The sequence below is a fragment of the Actinorhabdospora filicis genome, assembly GCF_030269765.1.
Lineage (GTDB): Bacteria > Actinomycetota > Actinomycetes > Mycobacteriales > Micromonosporaceae > Actinorhabdospora > Actinorhabdospora filicis.
In genome coordinates this window covers 12965-35435 of sequence record NZ_BSTX01000004.1, presented here as the reverse complement: position 1 = coordinate 35435, position 22471 = coordinate 12965, and the positions used below count along the sequence as shown (strand labels likewise).

Here is a 22471-nt window from a genome sequence, read left to right as displayed (position 1 = left end):
GGCCCCCGGTTTCGGTACAGATTCGCACCTCAGAGTAGGGAAGATCCGCAGGTCATGACGGTCGTAGATCTGTCCGACACCCAGAGTGAAATCTCAGATGGCGAAACCCGCCCACCGCGCCGGAATGGCTCCTGGCGCGATTTCCTCCGGTCGGATAGACGGACCGGCGCGCTAGAGTTCGCCGGATGCGCGCCCGCCTTCTCCCACTCGCCGCCGCATTCGGCGTTCTGCTCGCCGGGCTCGGCGCCCGCGCGGCGCTGGACGGCGATCCGGCCAAGTACTCAGGGGTCGCGCTCTACACCGTCCTCGTGTACTGCCTGGTCCTGGTGATCGCGCCCGGGACGCGGCCGTGGATCACGGCGGCCATCGCGCTCGGGTTCTCCTGGGCGGTGGAGTTCTTCCAGCTCACCCCCGTCCCGGCGCGGCTCGCCGGGAACGCCCTGGCGCGGCTGGTGCTGGGTTCGACGTTCAACCCGCCGGACCTGCTCTGGTACGCCGCCGGTGCCGCCGTGGCCTTCGGCGCGCACCTCCTGGCACGGCGAACCCGCCCGGTTCTAGGGACCGGGCGGGTTCATGAGGACCGTCAGTAGCAGGTGACCGTGCCCATCACCGGGTCGACCTGGCACAGGTGGCCGCCGGTCGGGCCCGGGTCGTAGGGGTAGCCGGGATCGGGGTCGTAGGGCTCGGGGTTGTTCGGGTACGGCTCGGGATCCGGGTCGTAGGGCTCCGGGTCCTGCGTCGGCGGGTTGGGCACGAAGGTGCACTTGCGGCCGGTGCAGGGACCGTCGCCGCCCGGGTCGGGGCCGGGATCGGTGCCGCCGGGGTCGGTGTGCTTCGGCGGGTCCTGGCCCGGGTCGCCGGGACCGCCGGGCGAGCCGTCGTTCCCGGTGTTCTTCGTCTTCTCGTCGGCGCCGCCGGGCGTCGCGCTGGGGCTCGGCGTGCCGTTCGGGCCGCCGACCTGGATCCCGGCGGGCTTCTCCTCGACGGTGCGCCCGGCGTCGGGCGGGCCGCCGTCACCGTTGTCGCCGCCCATGGTGGCGGCGAAGGCGATGGTGATGCCGAGGGCGGCGACCAGGACCAGGGACCGCAGGGCCCAGCCGAGGGCGGCCGAGGTGCCGGTGTCCGGCGAGAGGCGGCGGAGCGGGGACGGGCGGCGCGCCTTCGGTGGCGCGACGGGTTTCGGGTGCTCGGGCGCACGGACCTTCACCGGCTTGGGCACGCGGACCTTGACCGGCCTGGGCGGCTTGGGCTCGCGGATCCTCACCGGTGTGACGGGCGCCGGCGCGGGCGTGACGGGCGCGGCCGGGCGGGCGGCCCGGTGTGCGTCCACAAGGGACGCGAAGGGGGCGGCGGGAGGGGTGTTCTCCATGCTCGTCCTTTCGGCACGGTGGACCGCACCGAGCCTAGGATTCGCACGGTTCCCCCGCTGCCCCGCCCGGACGAATCAGGACGAGAGGGTCAGCGCCAGGGCGGCTAACGGCAGCAGCGCCGAAGGGACACGGCCGCGCAGTAAAGCCCGCAACCGCCGCATCAGCTCACGCCCCCGGCGGCCCGAGCGGACCGAGGGCGGGTCCATCCACGGCCGGTCCAGGACCGTGTCGGGCATGAGGTCCTCGACCGGATCGGTGCCGCTACGCGCACGCAGCGCCTCCCGCCGGTCGGCGACGAACGCCGACCAGCGCCGCCGCCATCGCGCTCCCCCGCGCTCCTCTGTGGACATGGCCGTCCTCCCCACCAGCTATCCCCACATGTCCTGCACATTGCCCGTGGGTTGCGCTCAGTGTAGGCGCGGGGTATGACAGCGCAGAGCGCTTTACAGGGGAAATGCCTTGTCGGGCGGGCGTTTCAGACGATCGCCGGATCGACCATGAACTCTTGGTCGGGCGCGTCCTCCCGACAGGCGGACTGGATCAGCGCGACGCCGGAATCGGTGCTGGCACCGGGCACCGTCAGGCACAGGTCGGAGTGCTCGGGCCGGATCTGGAAACCACCCGCCACCGGGCCCTTGACCGCGGTCAGGACGTAACGCTGGTGGTACAGACCCAGATTGCAGGCCTGCTGCCCGATCAGCCGCCCCTCCTCGCCGATGCCGTAGTCGACCGTCATGCACGTGCCCGGAGCCGCCGCGATCTGCAGCAGGTAGCTGCCACCGCCGGTCTCGGTGAGCTGGATCGTGGGCAGCGGCACCTTCGGGACCTCCGGCGGCGCGCTCGCCTTGTCGTCCTTCTCGCCGTCCTTCTTGTCGGTCTTCGGGACGCAGTCGCGCTGGATCAGCAGCGTCCGCCCGTCGACCAGACCGCTGGTGAGGCACATCAGCGAATGCGCCGGGCGCAGCGTGTAGGCGCCGTCCACGAGCGGCAGCTCCGCCGAGGGCGCCGGGGCCTCGGCCTTGGGCGGGATCTCGTTGCCGTGATCGGGCAGCGCGAAGTCACGGCCGCCGGCCTCGCCGGAGTCGTAATCGCGGTACATGTCGACGGTGTTGTCGCGGAACTCGCCTCGAATCAGGCTCAGGCCGGCGAACACCGACCCGAACGCGGCCACGGCTACCGCACCCGCGATGAGCGCGTCCTTGGAGCGCATCCAACACCTCCCGCGAAGACCTTGGGCTGGTCCCGGGGGCCAGCATAGGGCCAAACGTGGCGCGCGCAACAGCCCTGAAACCGATTTCGGGTGCGCGGCCGGTAACGCATCGTCCGGAAGGTTGATCTTGACCTCGTGTGTAACACCGCGCGGTCGCCGTACGAAGCACTGTTCGAACCCCGGCCCGTAGCTGAAAAACCGTTAAAGGAAGGAGGGCACGTTGACCGCAGAGGCCGCCCCCGGCCGCATCGGCACCGACCCGGCGGCGTTCGAAGTGTTCTACCGGGAGCACTACGAGCGCGTCGCCCGGTTCGCCGCCCGGCGTGTCGGGGACCCGTACACCGCGGCGGACCTGACCGCCGAGGTGTTCCTGGCCGTCATCGACTCCGCGCACACCTACCGGCCCGGCAAGGGCACCGTCACCGGCTGGCTCTACGGCGTCGCCCGCAACGTCGTCGCCGACCACCACCGCAGGGTCCGCCGCGACCTGGCCGCCACCGGGCGGCTGGCGGGCCGCCGTCTGCTCGACGGCGACGGCCTGACCCGCATGGAGGAGCGCCTGGACGCCGAGCGCACCGCCCGCGACACGCTCGCCGCGATGGCGTCCCTGCCGGACAGGACCCGCGCGCTGCTGGAACTGGTCGCGGTGGACGGGCTCACCTCCGCCGAGGCCGCCGACGCGCTCGGCATGTCCCACACCGCCGCCCGCGTCCGCCTGCACCGCGCCCGCAAGACGCTGACCGCGCTCGTCCCGGTCCACGTGTGAAGGGAAAGAGAATGACCGACCCGTTCCAGGAGAAGCTGCTCACCGCCCTCAAGGAGGACATCGCGTCCCGGGACGCCGTCCCGGCCGCGCCCCGAAGCCACCGCCGCCGCTGGCTCCTCGGCGCTGGGCTCGCCACCGCCGCGCTGGCCGGCGTCACCGCCGTCGCCCTCCCGCAGGTCGGCGGCGGGGCCGCCTACGCCGTTGAGCGCGAGCCCGACGGCTCCATCAAGATCGCCCTCGACAAGTGGGCGCTCACGCCCGCCGACATCGAGGGCTTCGAGAACAAGCTGGAGTCTTACGGCGTCCCCGCCGAGGTCGACTGGCTGGACAACGGGCAAGGGTGCGCGCACCCGCGCGGCAACGAGGTCGGCGACCCGTTCACCCCGCCGGGCCCGCTGTGGGCCGTCGAGCCCGGTGAGGACGGCGAGGACGACTTCTGGCGGATCCGCCCCGAGTACCTGCGGCCCGGCCAGACCCTCGTCTGGGAGCTCCAGGTGATCCACCTCGACGGCGGGACCACGCTCAGCAACAAGATCACCGTGGTCGAAGGCCCGGTCGCGCCCTGCGTGATCGTCCCCGGCATGGAGATCAACATCGAGCGCGCCGACCCCGGGCCCGGCGGACCACCCGCCGAGAGCCCCGGCTCGGCGGCTCCGAGCACCGGCGCCTCCACCGGCTGACCGCGGACGCGGGGTAGAGGGCCCCTACCCCGTCACGACCGCGTCCTCCCGCACACCGATCTCCCCCGCCTCGATCTTCTCCGCCCAGTGGCACGCCACCTTGTGCCCCTCACCGACCACCCGCAGCTCCGGCCGCTCGGTGTCGCAACGGGTCTCCTGCCGCCACGGGCAGCGCGTGTGGAACCGGCACCCCGCCGGGGGATTCGCCGGGGACGGCAGGTCGCCGCGCAGCAGCACCCGCTCCCGGCTCTCCTCGACCTCCGGGTCGGGCACCGGCACCGCCGACATCAGCGCCTTCGTGTACGGGTGCTTCGGCGAGACGTACAGGACGTCCGAGGGCGCCTCCTCCACCAGCCCGCCCAGGTACATCACCCCCACCACGTCCGAGATGTGCCGGACCACGGCCAGGTCGTGCGCGATGACCACGTAGGTCAGCGAGAGCTCCTCCTGGATCTCCTCCATCAGGTTGATCACCTGCGCCTGCACCGACACGTCCAGCGCCGAGACCGGCTCGTCGGCGATGATCACGTCGGGTTCGAGCACCAGCGCCCGCGCGATGCCGATGCGCTGCCGCTGCCCGCCGGAGAACTCGTGCGGATAGCGCTCCAGCGCGTTCGACGGCAGGCCGACGGCGTCCAGGGTCTTGCGGATGTGCGCGCGGCGGGCCTTGCGGTCCCCGATCATGTTGTGGGTGGCCAGGCCCTCCGACAGGATCGACTCCACGTTCTGGCGCGGGTCGAGGCTCGACATCGGGTCCTGGAAGACCATCTGCAGCCGCCGCCGCTCCTTGCGCATCCCCTCCGAGGACAGCGCGGCCAGGTCCGTCCCGTCGAACAGGACCTGCCCGGAGGTGATCGGCACCAGCCGCAGCAGCGCCCGCCCCAGCGTGGTCTTGCCGCAGCCGGACTCGCCGACCAGGCCGTAGGTCTGGCCGCGCGCCACGTCCAGCGACACCCCGTCCACGGCGTAGACGTGCCCGACGACCCGGTCGAACAGCACACCGCGCCGGATGGGGAAGTGGACCTTCAGGTCGCGCACCGACAGCAGGTTCACGAGCTCTCCTCCTCGGAGGGGGTCGCCTCGGTGAGGGACGGCGTGGGCAGCACCGCCGGGGCGGCCACCGCCTCGGCCTCCTCGCGCGAGACGGGATTGACGCAGCGGTAGGCGTGGCCGGTGTAGGTGCGGGTCAGCTCGGGCGGCCCCTCGACGCAGGCCTCGACGGCGTGGGTGCAGCGCGGGGCGAAGGCGCAGCCGTCGGCCCAGGCGATGTTGTCGCGCACCGAGCCGGGGATGGGCGTGAGCTTCTCGCCGCGCGGGGCGTCCAGGCGCGGGATCGAGGCCAGCAGGCCCACCGAGTACGGGTGCACCGGCCGCGCGAACAGCGGACGCCGGGAGGCGGCCTCCACGACGCGCCCGGCGTACATCACGTTGATCTCGTCGCACAGGCCCGCCACGACCCCCAGGTCGTGGGTGATCATGATCAGCGCGGTGCCCTCCTCGGCCACCAGGTCCTTGAGCAGCTCCAGGATCTGCGCCTGGATGGTCACGTCCAGCGCGGTGGTCGGCTCGTCGGCGATGAGCAGCCGGGGACGGCAGGCCACCGCCATGGCGATGAGCGCGCGCTGCCGCATCCCGCCCGACAGCTGGTGCGGGTACTCCTTCAGCCGCCGGGTCGGGTCGGGGATGCCGACCCGGTCCAGCAGGTCGGCGGCCTCGGCCCGCGCCTTGTCGCCGCGCAGCTCCCGGTGGCGTTGCAGCACCTCGGTGACCTGGAGGCCGATGGGGACGACGGGGTTCAGCGAGGACAGCGGGTCCTGGAAGATCATCGCCATGCGCGCCCCGCGCATGTCCCGCATCGAGGAGGGCGACATCTGGAGCAGGTCGGCCTCCTCGAAGCGCGCCGAGCCGGTGACCGTCACCCCGCGCTTGGCGAGCAGGCCCATCAGGGCCAGGGACGTCACGCTCTTGCCGCAGCCGGACTCGCCGACCAGGCCGACGACCTGGCCTTCGGCCACGGTGAACGACACCCCGTCCACCGCCCGCACGGGTTCGGTACCGCGCCGGTGGAACGTGACGGCGAGGTCCTCCACCTCCAGCAGTGCCATGTCGCCTACTTCCTGAGCTTGGGGTCGAGGGCTTCGCGCAGGGCCTCGCCGAGGAGGGTGAAGCCGAGCGCGGTGACGATGATGGCCGTGGCGGGGTACACCGCGAAGCGGAGCGCGCCGGACAGGTACTGCTGGGACTCGGCGAGCATGAAGCCCCACTCGGGGTGGGCGGCGTCGACGCCGCCGAGGCCGAGGAAGGACAGCCCGGCGGCCTCGATGATGGCGGTGGCCAGGCTCAGGGTGACCTGGACGAGGACCGGCCCCAGCGAGTTGGGCAGGATGTGGTTGAGCACGATCCGGCTCTTGCGGACGCCCAGGGCGGTCGAGGCCATCACGTAGTCGCTGTGGGACTGGGCGAGCATCGAGCCGCGCAGGAGCCGCGCGAAGACCGGGACCTGGGTGACGCCGACGGCGATCATGACGGTGATGAGGCTCTGCCCGAGGAGGGTGGCCACCGATACCGCCAGCAGCAGCGAGGGCACCGCGAGGGCCATGTCGTTGAAGCGCATGAGGACGGCGTCCACGCGCCGCCCGGCGGTCCCGAACAGCCCCAGGCACGCCCCGGACACCCCGCCCAGGAGGGCCCCGGCGCTGAACCCGAGGACGGTGGCGACCACGCCGACCAGCAGCGACTGCTGGGAGCCGATGAGCAGGCGGCTGAGCATGTCGCGGCCGAGGTGGTCGACGCCGAGGAGGTTGCCGGCGCGGGCGCCGGGGAACGTCATGGTGGCGGTGCTGGTCTCGCCGAGCCAGGTCTGCGCGTCGGGCTCGTAGGGCGCCAGTACGCGGGCGAGGATCGCGATGAGCACGAAGACGAGCACGATGACGGCCCCGGCGATGGCCATGGGGTTGCGGCGCAGGCGTTTGAAGGCCTCGTACCAGAGGCCGTGCCCGCCCTCGTCGGCCCGGGCGGCGGTGAGCTCGGCGAGCCGGTCGATGCGGTCGGTCTTGGCGCTCATCGCACACGCACCCTGGGGTCGAGGAGGCTGTAGGACAGGTCGACGGCGAGGTTGATCAGCACGTACAGCACCGCGATGATCATGATGAAGCCCATGAGGACGGGGTAGTCGCGGTTGGAGATGGCCTCGGCGAGGAAGGAGCCGATGCCGCCGAACGCGAAGACGGTCTCGGTGAGCACCGCGCCGGACAGCAGGCCGCCGGTGAGCAGGCCGATCGAGGTGGCCACGGGCAGCATCGCGTTGCGCAGGACGTGGCGGCGGCGCACGGTCGACTCGCGCAGGCCCTTGGCCTCGGCGGTGCGGACGTAGTCCTCGCCGAGGACCTCCAGGACGCTGGCCCGGGTCATCCGCACGATGATCGCGAAGGGGATCGAGGCCAGTGCGATGCCGGGCAGGACCAGGTGTTTCAAGGCGTCCCAGGACGCGTCGAACTCTCTGGTGAGGACCCCGTCGAGGACGTAGAAGCCGGTGACCCGGGTGGCGTCCAGGCCGGGTGTCTGGCGGCCCAGGGACGGGAACCAGCCGAGCTTGACGGCCAGCAGCGCCTTGAGCAGGAAGCCGAGGAAGAAGATGGGGATGCAGATGCCCAGCAGCGAGCCGGACACGGTGAGGATGTCGAGCAGGCGGCCGTGGCGGCGGGCGGCGAGGTAGCCCAGGGGGATGCCGAGCCCGATGGCCAGGATCATCGCGGCGACGGTGAGCTCGACGGTGGCGGGGAAGCGCCGCCCGAACTCCTCGACCACGGGCGTCCCGGTGCTGAAGGAGTCTCCGAGGTCGAGCTGCGCCAGGCGTTTCATGAAGCGCCCGTACTGGATCCACAGTGGCTCGTCGAGGCCGAGGGAGCGGCGCACCTGCGCGCGGGTGTCGGCGGTGGCGCGGACGTCGAGGAGGGCGGCCTCGGGGCCGCCGGGGAGGCTGTGCAGCCAGGCGAACAGCAGCAGCGAGAGCCCGAACAGGGTCGGGATGAGCTGGAGCAGTCGCCGGACGATGTACCGGACCATGTGCGCCCTCCACTGGGCTGGGAAGCGGGCCGCCGTTTCGCCGAAAGCGCCCGGACGGCCGTCCGATGTGGACGCCCGCCCGGGCGGCGTGCCGTGGCTCCTACTTGTAGGAGACCTCGGCGAAGTTCTCCTGGGTCAGCGGCGATGTGGTCGGCGGGTTCACGTTGGGCGCGAACGCCATCGACGGCGGCGAGCTGGTCAGCGGCACGCCCGGCAGGTAGGTCATGATCTCGTCGTTGAGGGCCTTGTAGAGCTCGATGCGCTTGGCCTTGTCCGGCTCCTTGGAGACGGTGGCCATGTCGGCGAACAGCTTCTCGTTCTTGAAGCCCCAGCCGCCGTCGTAGACGGCGAACCAGGTGCCGATGAAGTTGTAGGCCTCGTTGTAGTCGCCGGTCCAGCCGATGATGTACAGCGGGCACTTGCCGGCGTCGGTGGCGTCGAGGTAGTCCGGCGCCCACTTCATGGGCTTGTCGTTGACGGTGATGCCGGCGGCCTGGAGGTTGGCCTTGAGGATCTCGAAGATCTCCGGCGGGGAGGGCATGTAGGGGCGGCTGACCTCGGTCGGGTAGCAGAAGTCGATGCTGAGCTTGTCGGCTCCGGCGCCCTTGAGCAGCTCCTTGGCCTTCTCCGGGTTGTAGTCGTACTTGGGGACCGTGGTGGAGTAGCCCTCGACGGTGTCGGGCATGAACTGGTCGGCGGCCTTGGCGCCCGGCGGCAGCTTCGAGGTCACGATCGACTGCTTGTCGATGGCGTGCGCGATGGCCTCGCGCACCTCCTTCTTCTGCAGCAGCGGCTCGGCCTCCTGCTGCATGCCCAGGTAGAGCAGGTTGAACACGCCGCGGGTGGGGACCTGGTATCCGGCGTCCTTGAGGGGCGAGACGTCGGCGGGCGCGACGAGGTCGTAGCCCTGGATGTCACCTGACTGGAGGGCCTGGCGTCCGGCGTTGGCGTCCTTGATGGTCTTCATGACCAGCTTCTTGACGCCCGCCTTGGGGCTGCCCCAGTAGCCGTCGAAGGCCTCCAGGGTGACCTCCTGGGCGCCCTTGTCCCAGTTGGCGTACTTGAAGGGGCCGGTTCCGGCCACGGTCCCGGCGGTCTGGCTGAAGGCGGGGTAGTTGAACTTGCCGGCCTCACCGGTGGGGTTGCCCTCGGCGGTGTACTTCTCGATCGCCTTGGGGCTGTGCAGGCCGAGCGAGGCGTGCGTGAACGCGCCGGGCAGGGTCGCCGAGTAGTGGTCGACGGTGATGACGACCTTGAGGTCGCCCTGGGGGGCGCAGGACTTGAAGTTGGCCGCGGGCGTCTTGGCGTCCTCGTTCTTGGCGAAGCCGCCGAACAGCTCCTGCCAGTAGGAGGAGAAGTTGGTGTTCTGGTAGGTGCCCGTCCAGTTGTACCAGCGCTCGTAGTTCTTGCAGACCGCGGCGGCGTTGAACGCCTCGCCGTCGTGGAACTTCACGCCCGAGCGCAGGTTGAACGTCCAGATGAGACCGTCCGGGGACTGCTCGTAGCTCTCGGCCAGGCTGGGCACGATCTTGGTGCCGCCGGGTTCGTGCTTGAGCAGCGTCTCGAAGACCTGCCGCGTGACGCGGAACGTCTCGCCGTCGGTGGCCAGGGAGGGGTCGAGGGATTTGGGGCTGCCGGGCGTACCGAACACGAACGTGTCCTTGTCGCCCGATCCGCCGTCGTCCCGGTCACTCTTGGCGCACGCGGCCGTGCCGAGCGCCAAGACGGTGACGGAGGCCAGAGCTAACAGGCCGCGGAGCTTGCGGGATTTCATCAAGTCACCTCACTGTGTCTCGCGTGACTGTGCCCCTCACGGCGGACCTCGTCGCAGAAGATCATCGGCCGATCCGGTGTGGTCTAAGTGGACGTTAGTGGGATGCGCACCGGGTGTGAACTACCGCATTCCAATCTGATATTGGATTGTGACGATCACCGTGGGCGATGATCCCGGAGCGTAACGTCGATCTTGGCCACGGCCGCCGAAACCGGAATCGGCCGCCCACAGTGGACAGCCAGCTCGCGAGCGTGCTCACCCGGTGGCGGCGCGCTGCTTCTCGTAGTGGCGGGCCACCCGGGCCCGGTTCCCGCAGGCGGCCTTGCAGAAGTTCTGCCGGTTGTGGCCCTTGAGGAAGTAGCGCACGCAGCGCGGCGCCGGGCAGGCCCGCAGCCGCGCCCGGTCGGGTCCGGCCAGGAAGGCCAGCAGCGAGCGCGCGACCGCCGCGAGCCCGTCGCCGTCCGGAGTGGACAGTGCGACGACCGGCTCCTCGCCCCAGGTGAGCACGGGGACGACCGGGACGCGCGCGGCGGCGGCGTTGACCGCCGCGACGGCCGCGTCCACGGTGGGCAGCGATCCGGCGGCGTCGGCACTGGACGGCGGGCCGGTCACCGCCCGCGCCAGCAGCGCGCGCACCGGCCCGCGCAGGGCGCGCAGGTCCGCCACGGCGACGCGGGCGCCGGGCAGGTGCGCGGCGAGCCAGGCGTCCCGGGCGGCGGGATCGGCCAGTTCGTCGGCGACACCGCCGTTCCCGTCGTGGACGAGGGTGTCGGCCAGTTCGAGGGCGAGGTTGCGGTCCATGGTTCGGCAGCCTACAGTCCCTAATGATTAGAGCAAACCTAAGCATTAGGAGAACGTGATGCTGCTCGCCCACATCAGCGACACCCACGTCGACGGCGATCCCCGCTCGATCGAGCGCGTCCGTGCGGTCCTGGGCCACCTGTACACGCTCAAGCGCCCGCTGGACGCGATCCTGCTGACCGGCGACATCGCCGACCACGGCGAGGCCGCCGAGTACGAGATCATCGCCGACCTGCTGCGGAACTCGCCGTTCCCGGTGATCCACCTGCCGGGCAACCACGACCGCCGCGAGGGCTACCGCAAGGTCCTGGGCGGGCCCGAGGGCTTCCTGAACACCGACCACGAGGTGGCCGGGCACCGGATCCTGGCGCTGGACTCGCTGATCGAGGGCGTCGACGAGGGCGAGCTGTCGGCGTCCACATTGGAGTGGCTTGGCGCACGGCTGGCCGAGCGGCCGGAGGTCCCGACGCTGGTGGCGTTCCACCACCCGCCGGTGCGGATGCACCAGACCCGGGTGGACCAGTGGATGCTCCAGAACGGCGAGGAGCTGGCCGCCGTCCTGAGTGGACATGATCAGGTGCTGGCGGTGCTGACCGGGCACACCCACACCGCCGCCGCCTCGACCTTCGCCGGTCGCCCGCTGCTGATCGCGCCGGGCGTGGTCTCGACGCTGCGGCTGGACTGGGAGCCCGGCGAGAGCATCACGACGCTGGACGCGCCTCCCGGGATCGCCTACCACGTCGTGGAAGACGGCCGGGTGATGACGCACTGGCGGACGGTCTGAGGGCGCGCCCGCCCTATGCTTCGCGCATGTCGGACGGGCGCGAGTTCCTCAAGGCGTACCTCTCTCACGACCACTCCGCCGCCGGGGCGATCCGGGCGCGGCTGGGCGACGACGTCCTGGCCCGCTCGATCGCCGGGTTCAGCGCGCTGATGCTGGTGCGCAGGCTCGGCACGGAGGTCCCGACGTTGGAGGAGTGCCGGCGGTTCGCCGTCGAGACCAACGCCTACTACCGGCACGTCGACGCGGGCGTGGACACCGAGATCGTCATGGAGTTCGTCGTCGCCTACTACGGCGACGGCGGCCCGTGGACGCTGGCTCCGCAGCTGGCCGTGCTGGGCATGATCGCGCTGAACGACCCCGAGGTGATGGGCGGCCTGGACGGGTTCCTGGACGCCGCCGGGCTCTAGCCGAGCTCCTTGGCGAGCTTGTCGACGATGCCGCCGAGCCCGTACTCGAAACGGGCGGTGAGGTGCCCGGCGAGCAGGTCGCCGGAGACCGCCGCCAGGTTGGGGAAGTCCTCGCTCGGCAGGCCGGCCAGGATGCCCGCGTAGTCGTCCAGGCTGATCGTGCCCGGCGCGGCGCCCCCGACGTAGGCGACCTCCAGGCAGGCGAAACCGGTGACGTAGAAGTGCAGCGTCAGGTAGCCGTAGGAGGCGGTCTTCGCGTCGAACCCGGCGCGCAGCAGGATGCCGACGACGTGGTCGGCCAGCCGCATGGCGTTCGGGCCGCTGGGGATGCGGCTGGGCAGCAGCCGCGCCGCGGCCGGGTGGTTCAGCAGGACCCGCCGCCATGTCATGCCGACGTCCTTGACGCGTTCGGGCCAGGGCACGTCCTCGTCGCCGGGCAGCGGGCAGCGCCCGAAAACGGTGTCGATGACGAGGTCGAAGAGCTCGTCCTTGTTCTTGACGTGCCAGTAGAGCGAGGGCGACTTGATGTCGAGCGCCACGGCGAGCTTGCGCATGGAGAACCCGTCGAGCCCGCCGGACTCCAGGAGTTCGAGGGCGGCGCGCACGATCTCGTCGCGGCCGAGGCGGGGGGCGGCCTCACGTCCGCTCTCCCAGGCCGCACCGAACTTGCCCGACATGACCCACCTCCTGACGCGGAACCTACCATTGCGCCGATCTCCCTAGCAGTGTTAGCTTGCCTCTAACACTGCTAGGGAGTCGTCATGCTGACCGAGACCCGCACGCGCACGGACTGGTGGCCGCTCACCGCCATCTGCCTCGCCGTCTTCATGCTCATGCTGGACGCGACCGTCACGACGGTCGCGCTGCCGCCGATCGGCGACGACCTGGGGGCCGACCTGGGCGTCCTCCAGTGGGTCGTCACCTCGTACGTGCTGACCATGGCGCTGCTGCAGATACCCGCCGGGCGGCTCGCCGACCGGCTCGGGCACCGCCGGGCGTTCCTGGGCGGCATCGCGCTGTTCGCCGCGGCGTCCCTGGCCTGCGGGCTGGCGCGGTCGGCGGCGTTCCTGATCGCCGCGCGGGCCGTCCAGGGCTTCGCCGGGGCCGTCCTGTTCGCCACGACCCTGGCGCTGGTCGCCGCCTGCTACCGGGGACGCGCGCGCGGCACGGCCTTCGGGATCCGGGGCGCGGTGTCGGGGCTGGCCGTGGTCGCCGGGCCGGTGCTGGGCGGCGTCCTGGTGGCGGGACTGTCGTGGCGGTGGGCGTTCTGGCTGAACCTGCCGGTGGCGGTGGTGTGCGCGGTCCTCGCCACGCGCATCCCGGACGTCCCCCCATCGCGCGGCGGGCGCGTCCCGCTCACGCTGCGGCTGAGCACCGGGCTGATCGGCGCGTTCACCGTGCAGGCCGGGGCGTTCGCGCTGTTCGCGTACGTGTCGGTGTACTTCCAGGACGACCTGGGCTGGTCGCCGCTGAAGGCGGGCCTGGCGTTCCTGCCCGCCGTCGTCCCGATCATGCTCGCCGGGCCGGTCGCCGGGAGCCTCATGGACCGCGCGCCGGTGCGGCTGTTCGTGCCCACCGGCCTGCTGGTGATCGCGGCCGGGCTCGTGCTGTCCTGGGGCGCCGGGCCGCGCCCGGCGTACTCGGTGCTGGCGTGCGGGCTGATCGTGGCCGGTCTCGGGGCCGGGGCGGCACTGCCCGCGCTGGCCGCGCTCGGGACCAAGGCCCCGCCGGAGAGCCTGGGCGCGGCGGCGGGCGTGTACAACACCGTCCAGCAGCTCGGCGGCGCCCTCGGCATCGGCCTGTACGGGCTGATCGTGCCCGGCCCCGGCCTGCCGGTGGCGTTCGCGATCGCCGCGGGCGTCACGGCCGCGGGCGCGGCGGCGACGGCGGTCCTGGCGCGCGGCAGCGTACGGTGATCGCAATGAGCAGAGCGCGAGACCTCGGCCTGCGCTTCGCGGGCGTCCCCGGACCGCACAACGCGATCACCGACGTGCCCGGCGTCACCGTCGGCCACACCACCGTCCGGCGGGGCGCGCACGTCCACACCGGCGTGACCGCCCTGGTCACCGGAGCGACCCCCGACCGTCCCCGGCCCGCCGGCGTGTTCGCCGGCAACGGCTTCGGCAAGCTCGTCGGCTACACCCAGGTCGCCGAACTCGGCGTCGTGGAGTCGCCGGTGCTGCTGACCTCGACCCTGTCGGCCTTCCGCGTCGCCGACGCGCTGGTGACGTGGATGCTCGCCCGCCACGACGCCACCACCTTCAACCCCGTGGTCGGCGAGTGCAACGACGGGTTCCTCTCCGACATCCGCGCCCGCGCGGTGACCGGCGAGGACGTCCTGTCGGCGATCGAGTCGGCCTCCGGCGGGCCGGTCGCCGAGGGCTCGGTGGGTGCGGGCACCGGCACGTCCGCGCTGGGTTTCAAGGCCGGGATCGGCACCGCCTCCCGCGTCGTGGACGGCGCCACCCTCGGCGTCCTCGTGCAGGCGAACTTCGGCGGCACCCTCCGCGTGGGCGGCGCCGAGTTCCTCCCGCCCGCCGAGGTCACCGAGCCGCCCGAGGACGGCTCGTGCATGATCCTGGCCGCCACCGACGCCGGTCTCGACGCCCGCCAGCTCACCCGCCTGTCCCGCCGCCTCGTGTTCGCGCTCGGGCGCGTCGGGGCGTCCTACTCGCACGGCAGCGGCGACTACGGGCTCGCCATCGGCACCGTCGCGCCCCGCGCGGTCGCGGACCCGGCGCTGTCCCCGCTGTTCGAGGCCGCGCTCGACGCCGTCGAGGAGGCGGTGCTCAACTCGCTGGTCGCGGCCCGCACGACCGTCGGCGTCCACGGCCGCGTGGTGCCCGGTATACCGGTTGATCGGCTTCGTGCGACGGTGGTCCAATGACCCCCATGGACCGCACCCCTGAAGATCTTGACGACACCCCCGCCGCCGCGGCGTTCCTGGACGCCTACCAGGAGCAGATCCGGGCCCGCGTCCTGAGCGACAACGCGTCCACGCTCGACCAGGACGGTCCCCTCGTCCGCCGCACGCCCCTCACCGGCCGCGGGTTCCTCACCTACCGCGACCTCGACGGCCTCACCGGCGATGACCTCGACGCCCTCATCGCCCGCCAGGTCGCCCACTTCGGCGGGCGCGGCCTGTCGGTGGAGTGGAAGACCCACGGCCACGACGAGCCCGCCGACCTCACCGACCGCCTCGCCGCCGCCGGGTTCGTCCCCGAGGACCCCGAGACGGTCATCATCGGCGAGATCGCCGGGCTCGCCCGCACGCCCGTCCCGCCCGACGGCGTCCGCATCCGCGAGGTCCGCGAACACGCCGACTTCCTGAAGATCCAGCGCCTCCAGGAAGCCGTCTGGGGCGGCGACTTCTCCTGGGTCCCCGACGCCATGGCCCACGAAGTCTCCGACGCCGGCGACCCCGCCGTCGTGGTCGTCGCCGAAGCCGAGGACGGCACCGTCGTGTGCGCGTCCTGGCTCCGCTTCCACGAGGGCACCGAATTCGCCTCCTTCTGGGGCGGCTCGACCCTGTCGGAGTGGCGCGGCAAGGGCATCTACAAGGCCCTCGTCGCCTACCGCGCGAACCTGGCCGTGGCCCGCGGGTACAAGTACGTGCAGGTCGACGCCTCGGACGACTCGAAGCCGATCCTGCGCAGACTGGGCCTGCTGGCGGTGGCTTCGACGACGCCGTACGTGTGGGGGGCGTAGGGGCTCACACCTCTCAGGGCATGGCTGGCGGCCGGGCCGCGCACACGTGGTCGCGGTGCTCGTCACCGGTCATGGCCTAGTCCGGGCGGCCGCCGGGCCGCGCACCCGGGCGCGGTATTCGTCGGCCGTCCCACGCACACCCGGGCACGGTGCTCGTCGTCGGCCATGGACTAGTCCGGTCGGCGGCCGGGCCGCGCACACGTGGTCGCGGTGCTCGTCACCGGCCGTGCCCTGGTCCGGCCGACGGCCGTCCCGTGCACCCGGGCGCGGGACCCGTCACCAGTCATGGCCTGGTTCACCGGGCGGCCGGGCCTCGTGCCGAGGGACTCCTCCGCAGGCACGACGGCCGCGGCGAACCCCGCCGCCCGGCCGATCACGGCCTCCTCCGAACGGGAAGACTCGCGTGGCGGCGATCGCGTCCACCTCGACGGACTCCCGGCCAAGTTCGCCGCACCCCCGGCGACCTCGGAGTCATCCCGTCGGCCCATCCCGATCAGCGGCACCGGCTCACGCGCGGGTCCCCGACCTCGGCGGCGGCACGGCCGGCGCGTACGTGGGTGCGGTACGTGATCGCGTATGCGTCGTCCGGCGCCGGGAGAACCTCGCCGAACACCGCCGTCGGCCACGCCGGGCTCGCGCGGTGCCGTTCTCGGTGAGGGGTCCGTTGAGAACGCTCGTGCCGTAGCCGTAGCCGTAGCCGCAGCCGTCCGCGTCCGCGTCCGCGTCCGCATCACCATGTCCTGCTCCCGGTCACGGCCCGCACCGTGCGGTCTCGCGATCCGCTCGCCCGGCGGGCCGATCGTGCCGTAAACCCCTGCCCGTCCCCCGGCCGCCACCGGTTCCACGGGCGCGCGATTCCGGCCGATGGTCCGTCACCCGTTAGCGGCAATGACGGCTGTCGCGGCGTCCGAACGCGACATAGCGTGTGACACCCGGCGCCGTCATCCGCCCCTCGGCGCCCGCCCAGCCCGTGGAGTCGCCATGACAGTTCCCGTGCCGCCCCCGTTCCCCACTCCGGTGCCGCCGGTGAAGAAGAAGCCCGGCGCGAAGCAGTGGATCATCCTCGGCGGTGTCGTCGTGATCGTCGTGTGCCTGTGCGGGGCGCTCGCCAAGAGCATCCTCGGCGACGACTCCGGTAACGGGCAGGCCGGTGACAGCCCGAGTTCGGCGCGTCCCGCCGACGCCGCCGAGCCGCCGGAGGACTCCTCGTCCTATGGCGAGTACGGCACGTTCGACGCGATGGACGAGAAGGGCCGCGGCGACAGTGTCCTCACCCTGCCGGGGAAGGCCGCCGTCGTGACCGCCACGCACAAGGGCTCGGCGAACTTCTCCCTGTCGGTCCTCGACGCCGAGAACGAGCCGACCGGTGACCTGCTGGCCAACACGATCGGCGGCTACACCGGTGTCACCGCCTACGGCCTGCGCGGCCTGGGCAACGAGCCGAAGTTCCTGGAGATCAAGGCCGACGGCGCCTGGACGGTGAAGATCGCGCCGATCGGCTCGGCGCCGAAGCTGGACGGGTCCACCGGCGGCGACTCCGACGCGGTGTACCTGTACGAGGGCGGGGCGACCACGTGGAAGGCGACGTACTCCGGCGCCGGGAACTTCACGGTGGTCCAGTACCCGGAGTCGGGCTTCCCGAACCTCGCGGTCAACGAGATCGGGAAGTACGAGGGCACGGTCGTGGTGAAGTCCGGGCCGTCGGTGGTGACGGTGAACGCGGACGGGAAGTGGCGCCTGGGGTGAGGCATCGCGGCCGGGTCGCGGCCGCGTCGCCTCAGTCCAGGACCCGGCGTCCCTCGAACGCGCGGCCCAGCGTGACCTCGTCGGCGTACTCCAGGTCGCCGCCGACCGGGAGGCCGCTGGCGAGGCGGGAGACGGTGATGCCCATCGGCTTCACCAGCAGCGCGAGGTAGGTCGCGGTGGCCTCGCCCTCGGTGTTGGGGTCGGTGGCGAGGATGAGCTCCTTGGTCTCACCGGCCTGCAGGCGCGTCATGAGCTCGCGGATCCGCAGGTTGTCGGGGCCGATGCCCTCCAGCGGATTGATCGCGCCACCGAGGACGTGGTACCGGCCGCGGAACTCGCCGGTGCGCTCGACGGCGATGACGTCCTTCGACTCCTCGACGACGCAGATGTTCTCGTCGGTGCGGCGGCCGTCGCGGCAGATGCGGCAACGCTCCTCTTCGGAGACGTTGTAGCAGATCTCGCAGACGCGCACGAGCTGCTTGACGCGCTTGAGCGCGTCCGACAGCCGGTCGACGTCGTGGGCGTCGGCGGACAGAATGTGGAACGCGATGCGCTGCGCGCTCTTCGGGCCGACGCCGGGGAGACGGCCGAGTTCCTCGATCAGGTCGGCGAGTGCGCCTTCGTACACGTTCCTCGCCGCCTAGAAGCCGGGAAGACCGAGGCCGCCGCCCAGGCCACCGAGCCCGGCGGTGAGCGCGCCCATCTTCTCCTCGGCCACCTTGCGCGCCTGCTCACTGGCGGCGTGCACGGCGGCGACGACGAGGTCTTCGAGCGTCTCGATGTCATCGGCGTCGACGACGGACGGGTCGATCTTGATCGACACGAGGTTCCCGTCACCGGTCACGACCGCCGTGACGACGCCGCCCCCGGCGGTGCCCTCGACCTGGGCCGCGGCGAGCTCGGCCTGGACCTCCGCGTACTGCTGCTGCATCTGCTGCGCCTGCTGGAGCAGGCCCTGCATATCGGGCATCATGGCGCGGTTCCCTCCGTCGATGTTCGCTCATCCGCAGCTTATCCGGTACCCCCGACGACCCAACGAGCGCGCGAGGGACGGGTGAGGGACACGTGAGGGCGTGAGGTGCCAAGCGCACTCGTCGCCATCGCCGCCGTCTGAATGAACGCCGGCTCGGTGACATGAGGTCTCACCTGGTGCGCCTCACGCGGAACGCACTCCACCGAGACCGCCCTGCCGAACCGGGCGTGCCCTCAGCGTGGCGGCCGGAGTGCCCGGCCCGGGTCACAGTCCACCCGCTCCACCCGCTCCACCCGCTCCACCCGCTCCACCCGCTGCGGGAACATACCGCCGTGCCGGTGAGGGCCGAGGTGTTCCATCGGGCGGGGCGCGCCCCCGTCGGGCCGGTCACGGCCTCGGCGACAGCCGGGTCGGGTGGCCAGAGACGCCTCCACACCGGAGTCGCGCCGTCCCATCAGGACGGTCACCGAGAGAACCCGCGGGGACGGGCCCACATCGGTTCACCACCCAGCGAGCACCTCCCGGCCGGGCCCGGCTCCGCCCCGCACCAGTCCGACCCCATGCGGGTCCGGCCCCGTGCCCGCCCGACCTCATGCCCGCCCGACCCCGTGCCGGTCCGGCCCCGCACCAGTCTGGCCCCATGCCCGTCCGAGCCTCTGTGCCCGTCCGACCCCGTGCCACTCCATGCCGCCTCCGGTCGGCCCAGCCCCGTCCAGCCCCGTCCCACCCCGGCGGCGAGCGGCCTCTCTTCCCGTCGCGGCTCATCCCCGTGTCCCACCCACTCGGATGCCGGTCGCCGCGCGTCGCGCGCGTGGCTATGCTCCGCGCGTCGGGCACGGGGTGTGGAGGGACGGAGGAGCGGTGTCGGCGACCTTCTTGACGGGACTCGTCCTCGGGCTGGGCCTGATCGTGCCGATCGGCGCGCAGAACGTCTTCGTCTTCGGCCAGGGGCTGGCGGTCGGGATGCCGCGCGCCCTGTGGGCGGTGGTCGCGGCCGCGTGCTGCGACACGATCCTCATCGTCGCGGGTGCGGCCGGGGCCGCCGCGCTGGTCACCAAGGTCCCGGGCCTGCGTTACGTGCTGCTGGTGGGCGGGGCGGCGTTCCTGGGCTTCCTGGGCGTCCGCTCGCTGCGTGCGAAGCCCTCGGGTGAGGTCGAGACCGCGCGGGAAGTGGTCTCGGTGAAAGGCGTTCTGGCCCGTACCGCGATGGTCTCCCTCCTGAATCCGCACGCCATCTTCGACACCGTCGTCGTCATCGGCGCCGCGATCGCCGCCCAGCGGCAGGACACCCGCCTGTCCTTCGCGCTGGGCACCGTCTCGGCGTCCTGGTTGTGGTTCCTTGTGCTGGCCGTGGCCGCCGCCGGGCTGCGCGGGATTCTCACCGACCGGCGGCGGGTGTGGTTCGACCGGGCTTCGGGGGTGGTGCTGCTGGTGTTCAGCGCGATCCTGCTGGTGGAGTTCGTGAACGCGATCCGCGACGCGGCGGGCTGAGGCGGCGGAGCGCATCTCTCACTCCGCCGGTCCCAGCCAGCGCTCCAGGGCCGCGTGGAGGCCCGCCGGGTCGGGCTCGCCGGGGTCGGCGGCCCAGGCGATGTGGCCGTCGGGGCGGATGAGGACGGCGGAGGGCGCGTCGAGTTCGCCGACGAGCGGGACGTCCCAGGTCTTGGGGCCGGTGGCGGTGACGTGGTCGAGGCGGTCCAGCCATGGCCGGGCGGTCTCGGCGAAGCGCTCGCCGTCCTCGTGGCCCAGGTCGAGCAGGACCGGGAAGCCCGCGTGGAGGAGCTCGTAGGCGCTGGTCTCGCGCTCGCCGACGCGCAGATCGAGGTCGGGGAGGCGGTAGCCGCTGAGTTCGTGGGCATCGGGGCCCGGTTCGTAGCGGACGTCGAGGGCGGTGATCATCGCGGCGAGGCGGTCGTTGGCCGCGGGGATGGCGATGAGGTCGGTCATGACCTCGCGCAGGGCGGTCGTCTGCTCGCCGGGGGCGCCGAGGACGGTCTGGGCGCGGGTGTTCTGGAGGACGCGTGCGCCGACGGGGTGGCGTTCGCTCTCGTAGGTGTCGAGGAGCTCGGCGGGCGCGAAGCCCTTGGCGACGAGGGCGAGCTTCCAGCCGAGGTTGACCGCGTCCTGGACGCCGGTGTTGAGGCCCTGCCCGCCTGCGGGGAAGTGGATGTGGGCGGCGTCGCCGGCCAGCAGGACGCGCCCGGCGCGGTAGTGCTCGGCCTGGCGGGCGGCGTCGCTGAAGCGCGAGACCCAGCGGGGGTCGCGGATGCCGAAGTCGGTGCCGGCGATGCGGGTCAGGGCCCGCCGGACGTCCTCGAAGGAGATCGGCGCGTCCCGGTCGGCGACGCGGTCGTACTCGTTGGTCATGACGCGCCACCAGCCCGGGGCGAAGTCGAGGAGCGAGTAGGCGCCGTGCTCGGTGCGGACCTGGAAGACGCGGCCCTCGGGGGGTGTATCGACGACGACGTCGGCGAGCATCGCGGTCATCGTGGCGGGGGTGCCGGGGAAGGCGATGCCCGCGAGCTTGCGGACGGTCGAGCGCCCGCCGTCGCAGCCGACGAGGTGGCCCGCGCGCACGGTGGTGCCGTCGGCGAGCGCGGCGGTGACGCCGTCGGCGTCCTGGGTGAGGCCGGTGAGTTCGGCGCCGCGGCGGACGGTGCCGCCCAGCTCGGTGAGCCGTTCGGCGAGCAGCCGCTCGATCTCGGCCTGAAGGATCATCAGCAGGTAGGGGTGCCTGGTGGGCATGGACGACACGTCGAGCCAGATGGCCGAGAAGTGCGCGGCGGCGAGCTTGCGCCCGATGGCGAGGAAGCGGTCGGCGAGGCCGCGCTGGTCGAGGACCTCCAGGGTCCGGGCGTGGATGCCGCCCGCGCGGGATTCGCCGGTGGGGCCGTCGGCGCGTTCGAGGACGGTGACGTCGACCCCGGCGAGCCGCAGCTCGCAGGCCAGCATCAGTCCGGTCGGGCCGCCGCCCGCGATCAGGACGGGAGTGGATGTCATGACGCCTCCTGAACACCGTTAAGGATTTAACGCTGTTCAGGATGCCCCTAACTGTGTTAAGTTGTCAAGTGCCCAGGTGGGAACGCCTCGACGGCGACCTCACGGGCGGTCCGCGAAGTCCCGGGAGCACACTGTGAGCAAGTGATTCGCGGACAGAGGAACGAACGACGGTGAAGCTGGACCCACGCCTGATCGCCCGCACTTCTCTCGGCCTGCTCAACGAGGTCGGGCTGGAGGGACTCACGATGCGCGTCGTGGCCAAGGAACTGGACGTACGGGCTCCCGCCCTCTACTGGCACATCAAGGGCAAGCAGGAACTGCTCGACGAGATGGCCGAGATCATGTTCGTCGAAGCGGTCGACGGCCTCGAATCACCGGCACGGGGGGAAACATGGCAGGACTGGCTGCTGGACACCGCCCGCCGCCTGCGCGGCGGCATGCTCAAGTACCGCGACGGCGCCCGTGTCTTCGCGGGCACCAACATCACCCATCAGTCGATGTACCGAACCACCGAGCTCACGATGCGGACCCTGCGCGACGCGGGCTTCCAGCCCTTCGAAGCCGCCCGCGCCTTCCGGGCGCTGCATCACTTCGTCATCGGCTTCACCATCGAGGAGCAGGCGCGCATCGGTATTACCTACACCGAGGGGAACCCTTACGAGTCGCCACTGACGATCGATCCCGTGCGCTTCCCGCTCTCGGCCGCGGCCCTGGACGAGCTGTGGACGGAGGACACCGACGGGGCCTTCACCCACGGCGTCCAGCTGATCATCGACGGCATGGCGGCACAGCTGGAGCGGGGCGCGGAGAGCGCTTAGCGAGGGCGAGAAACCCACATGGCACGCGGGGAGAGCCGCGGCCACGTCTCTCCCCGCGCTTACCGCACCCCACTGTGGGCGCTTACCCGGCGGGTGTGGCGGCGAAACACGCGCACGCGAGACGAAATCGGCGAACCGACGGGGCCTGACGGGCCCGACTGGCCTGACGGGCGGGCGAGAGGTCGAGCGGTCGCGATGAGCCGCGGGATCCGCGGTGTGAGGAAGTGGTGAGGGGGTGATGGACGCCGGACCGGCGCGTGCTTGAGCGGTCGGTGCGACGGGGGGGTGGGGTGAGGCGTCGGTGTGATGGCACGCAAGTGCACCGGGTGCACCCGGTGCGGTCGGGCGCGGGCATGCGCCGTCATCCGG

General features: G+C 71.9%; 24 protein-coding genes. 11 read left to right on the top strand and 13 right to left on the bottom strand.

The window, feature by feature from the left end; all coding sequences use genetic code 11:
* The first annotated feature begins 185 nt into the window (after nt 1-185).
* Nucleotides 186-590: a ribosomal maturation YjgA family protein gene (locus tag QSK10_RS25130; RefSeq protein WP_285665453.1), complete on the top strand. Its 405-nt coding sequence runs from the start codon at nt 186-188 to the stop codon at nt 588-590.
* Here QSK10_RS25130 and QSK10_RS25125 read toward each other — a convergent pair.
* From QSK10_RS25125 to QSK10_RS25115, 3 genes are all read right to left on the bottom strand, one after another.
* Nucleotides 584-1369, bottom strand: coding sequence for a hypothetical protein (locus tag QSK10_RS25125; RefSeq protein WP_285665452.1), 786 nt, complete (start codon nt 1367-1369; stop codon nt 584-586). The genes QSK10_RS25130 and QSK10_RS25125 overlap by 7 nt on opposite strands.
* A gap of 75 nt (nt 1370-1444) precedes the next feature.
* Nucleotides 1445-1720, bottom strand: coding sequence for a hypothetical protein (locus tag QSK10_RS25120; RefSeq protein WP_285665451.1), 276 nt, complete (start codon nt 1718-1720; stop codon nt 1445-1447).
* 125 nt (nt 1721-1845) lie between these two features.
* A complete protein-coding gene (locus QSK10_RS25115) occupies nt 1846-2580 on the bottom strand; it encodes an RICIN domain-containing protein (protein ID WP_285665450.1) in 735 nt (244 codons plus the stop codon).
* Nucleotides 2581-2800: 220 nt separating this feature from the next.
* Here QSK10_RS25115 and QSK10_RS25110 point away from each other — a divergent pair, with 220 nt between their 5' ends.
* Complete coding sequence (locus tag QSK10_RS25110; RefSeq protein WP_285665449.1) at nt 2801-3346, top strand: RNA polymerase sigma factor; 546 nt, start codon at nt 2801-2803, stop codon at nt 3344-3346.
* 11 nt (nt 3347-3357) lie between these two features.
* Nucleotides 3358-4026, top strand: coding sequence for a hypothetical protein (locus QSK10_RS25105; protein ID WP_285665448.1), 669 nt, complete (start codon nt 3358-3360; stop codon nt 4024-4026).
* A 24-nt stretch (nt 4027-4050) separates the two neighbouring features.
* Here QSK10_RS25105 and QSK10_RS25100 read toward each other — a convergent pair whose 3' ends face one another.
* The 6 genes from QSK10_RS25100 to QSK10_RS25075 all read right to left on the bottom strand — a co-directional run bounded on the left by QSK10_RS25100 (nt 4051) and on the right by QSK10_RS25075 (nt 10666).
* Nucleotides 4051-5079 carry an ABC transporter ATP-binding protein gene (locus tag QSK10_RS25100; protein WP_285665447.1) on the bottom strand — a complete coding sequence of 343 codons (1029 nt, stop codon included), beginning with the start codon at nt 5077-5079 and terminating at the stop codon, nt 4051-4053.
* Nucleotides 5076-6131: an ABC transporter ATP-binding protein gene (locus QSK10_RS25095; protein ID WP_285665446.1), complete on the bottom strand. Its 1056-nt coding sequence runs from the start codon at nt 6129-6131 to the stop codon at nt 5076-5078. Before QSK10_RS25095 ends, QSK10_RS25100 begins: the two co-directional genes overlap by 4 nt.
* 5 nt (nt 6132-6136) lie before the next feature.
* Nucleotides 6137-7090, bottom strand: coding sequence for an ABC transporter permease (locus QSK10_RS25090; RefSeq protein WP_285665445.1), 954 nt, complete (start codon nt 7088-7090; stop codon nt 6137-6139).
* Nucleotides 7087-8091 (bottom strand): ABC transporter permease, encoded by a 1005-nt coding sequence (locus QSK10_RS25085; RefSeq protein ID WP_285665444.1) that lies wholly within the window; start codon nt 8089-8091, stop codon nt 7087-7089. Before QSK10_RS25085 ends, QSK10_RS25090 begins: the two co-directional genes overlap by 4 nt.
* Nucleotides 8092-8191: 100 nt before the next feature.
* The gene (locus QSK10_RS25080; RefSeq protein ID WP_285665443.1) at nt 8192-9865 is read right to left on the bottom strand and encodes an ABC transporter substrate-binding protein; all 1674 of its coding nucleotides are present in this window, start codon (nt 9863-9865) and stop codon (nt 8192-8194) included.
* Between the two features lie 255 nt (nt 9866-10120).
* Entirely contained in the window at nt 10121-10666 is a 546-nt protein-coding gene (locus QSK10_RS25075; protein ID WP_285665442.1) for a CGNR zinc finger domain-containing protein, read from the bottom strand.
* Between the two features lie 58 nt (nt 10667-10724).
* Here QSK10_RS25075 and QSK10_RS25070 point away from each other — a divergent pair, with 58 nt between their 5' ends.
* The gene (locus tag QSK10_RS25070; RefSeq protein WP_285665440.1) at nt 10725-11450 is read left to right on the top strand and encodes a metallophosphoesterase; all 726 of its coding nucleotides are present in this window, start codon (nt 10725-10727) and stop codon (nt 11448-11450) included.
* 26 nt (nt 11451-11476) lie between these two features.
* Nucleotides 11477-11857 (top strand): hypothetical protein, encoded by a 381-nt coding sequence (locus QSK10_RS25065; RefSeq protein ID WP_285665439.1) that lies wholly within the window; start codon nt 11477-11479, stop codon nt 11855-11857.
* On the opposite strand, the gene QSK10_RS25060 is transcribed toward QSK10_RS25065, so the two are convergent.
* Nucleotides 11854-12534, bottom strand: a complete 681-nt coding sequence (locus tag QSK10_RS25060; protein ID WP_285665438.1) for a TetR/AcrR family transcriptional regulator C-terminal domain-containing protein — start codon at nt 12532-12534, stop codon at nt 11854-11856. The genes QSK10_RS25065 and QSK10_RS25060 overlap by 4 nt on opposite strands.
* Nucleotides 12535-12618: 84 nt before the next feature.
* Between QSK10_RS25060 and QSK10_RS25055 the strand changes: the two genes are divergently transcribed.
* The 4 genes from QSK10_RS25055 (at nt 12619) to QSK10_RS25040 (ending at nt 17311) form a co-directional block, all read left to right on the top strand.
* On the top strand, nt 12619-13773 hold the full coding sequence (locus QSK10_RS25055) for an MFS transporter (RefSeq protein ID WP_285665437.1): 1155 nt from the start codon (nt 12619-12621) through the stop codon (nt 13771-13773).
* A gap of 5 nt (nt 13774-13778) precedes the next feature.
* Nucleotides 13779-14744 carry a P1 family peptidase gene (locus tag QSK10_RS25050; RefSeq protein ID WP_285665436.1) on the top strand — a complete coding sequence of 322 codons (966 nt, stop codon included), beginning with the start codon at nt 13779-13781 and terminating at the stop codon, nt 14742-14744.
* A gap of 5 nt (nt 14745-14749) precedes the next feature.
* Complete coding sequence (locus QSK10_RS25045) at nt 14750-15565, top strand: GNAT family N-acetyltransferase (protein WP_285665435.1); 816 nt, start codon at nt 14750-14752, stop codon at nt 15563-15565.
* A gap of 981 nt (nt 15566-16546) precedes the next feature.
* Entirely contained in the window at nt 16547-17311 is a 765-nt protein-coding gene (locus QSK10_RS25040; RefSeq protein WP_285665434.1) for a hypothetical protein, read from the top strand.
* A gap of 31 nt (nt 17312-17342) precedes the next feature.
* Here QSK10_RS25040 and recR read toward each other — a convergent pair whose 3' ends face one another.
* On the bottom strand, nt 17343-17939 hold the full coding sequence (gene recR, locus QSK10_RS25035; RefSeq protein WP_285665433.1) for a recombination mediator RecR: 597 nt from the start codon (nt 17937-17939) through the stop codon (nt 17343-17345).
* 12 nt (nt 17940-17951) lie between these two features.
* Nucleotides 17952-18272, bottom strand: coding sequence for a YbaB/EbfC family nucleoid-associated protein (locus QSK10_RS25030; RefSeq protein WP_285666426.1), 321 nt, complete (start codon nt 18270-18272; stop codon nt 17952-17954).
* 873 nt (nt 18273-19145) lie between these two features.
* Between QSK10_RS25030 and QSK10_RS25025 the strand changes: the two genes are divergently transcribed.
* Nucleotides 19146-19775 (top strand): LysE/ArgO family amino acid transporter, encoded by a 630-nt coding sequence (locus tag QSK10_RS25025; protein ID WP_285665432.1) that lies wholly within the window; start codon nt 19146-19148, stop codon nt 19773-19775.
* A gap of 18 nt (nt 19776-19793) precedes the next feature.
* On the opposite strand, the gene QSK10_RS25020 is transcribed toward QSK10_RS25025, so the two are convergent.
* Complete coding sequence (locus QSK10_RS25020) at nt 19794-21284, bottom strand: FAD-dependent monooxygenase (RefSeq protein WP_285665431.1); 1491 nt, start codon at nt 21282-21284, stop codon at nt 19794-19796.
* A gap of 170 nt (nt 21285-21454) precedes the next feature.
* Between QSK10_RS25020 and QSK10_RS25015 the strand changes: the two genes are divergently transcribed.
* Nucleotides 21455-22102, top strand: coding sequence for a TetR/AcrR family transcriptional regulator C-terminal domain-containing protein (locus tag QSK10_RS25015; RefSeq protein ID WP_285665430.1), 648 nt, complete (start codon nt 21455-21457; stop codon nt 22100-22102).
* The last annotated feature ends 369 nt before the right edge of the window (nt 22103-22471 follow it).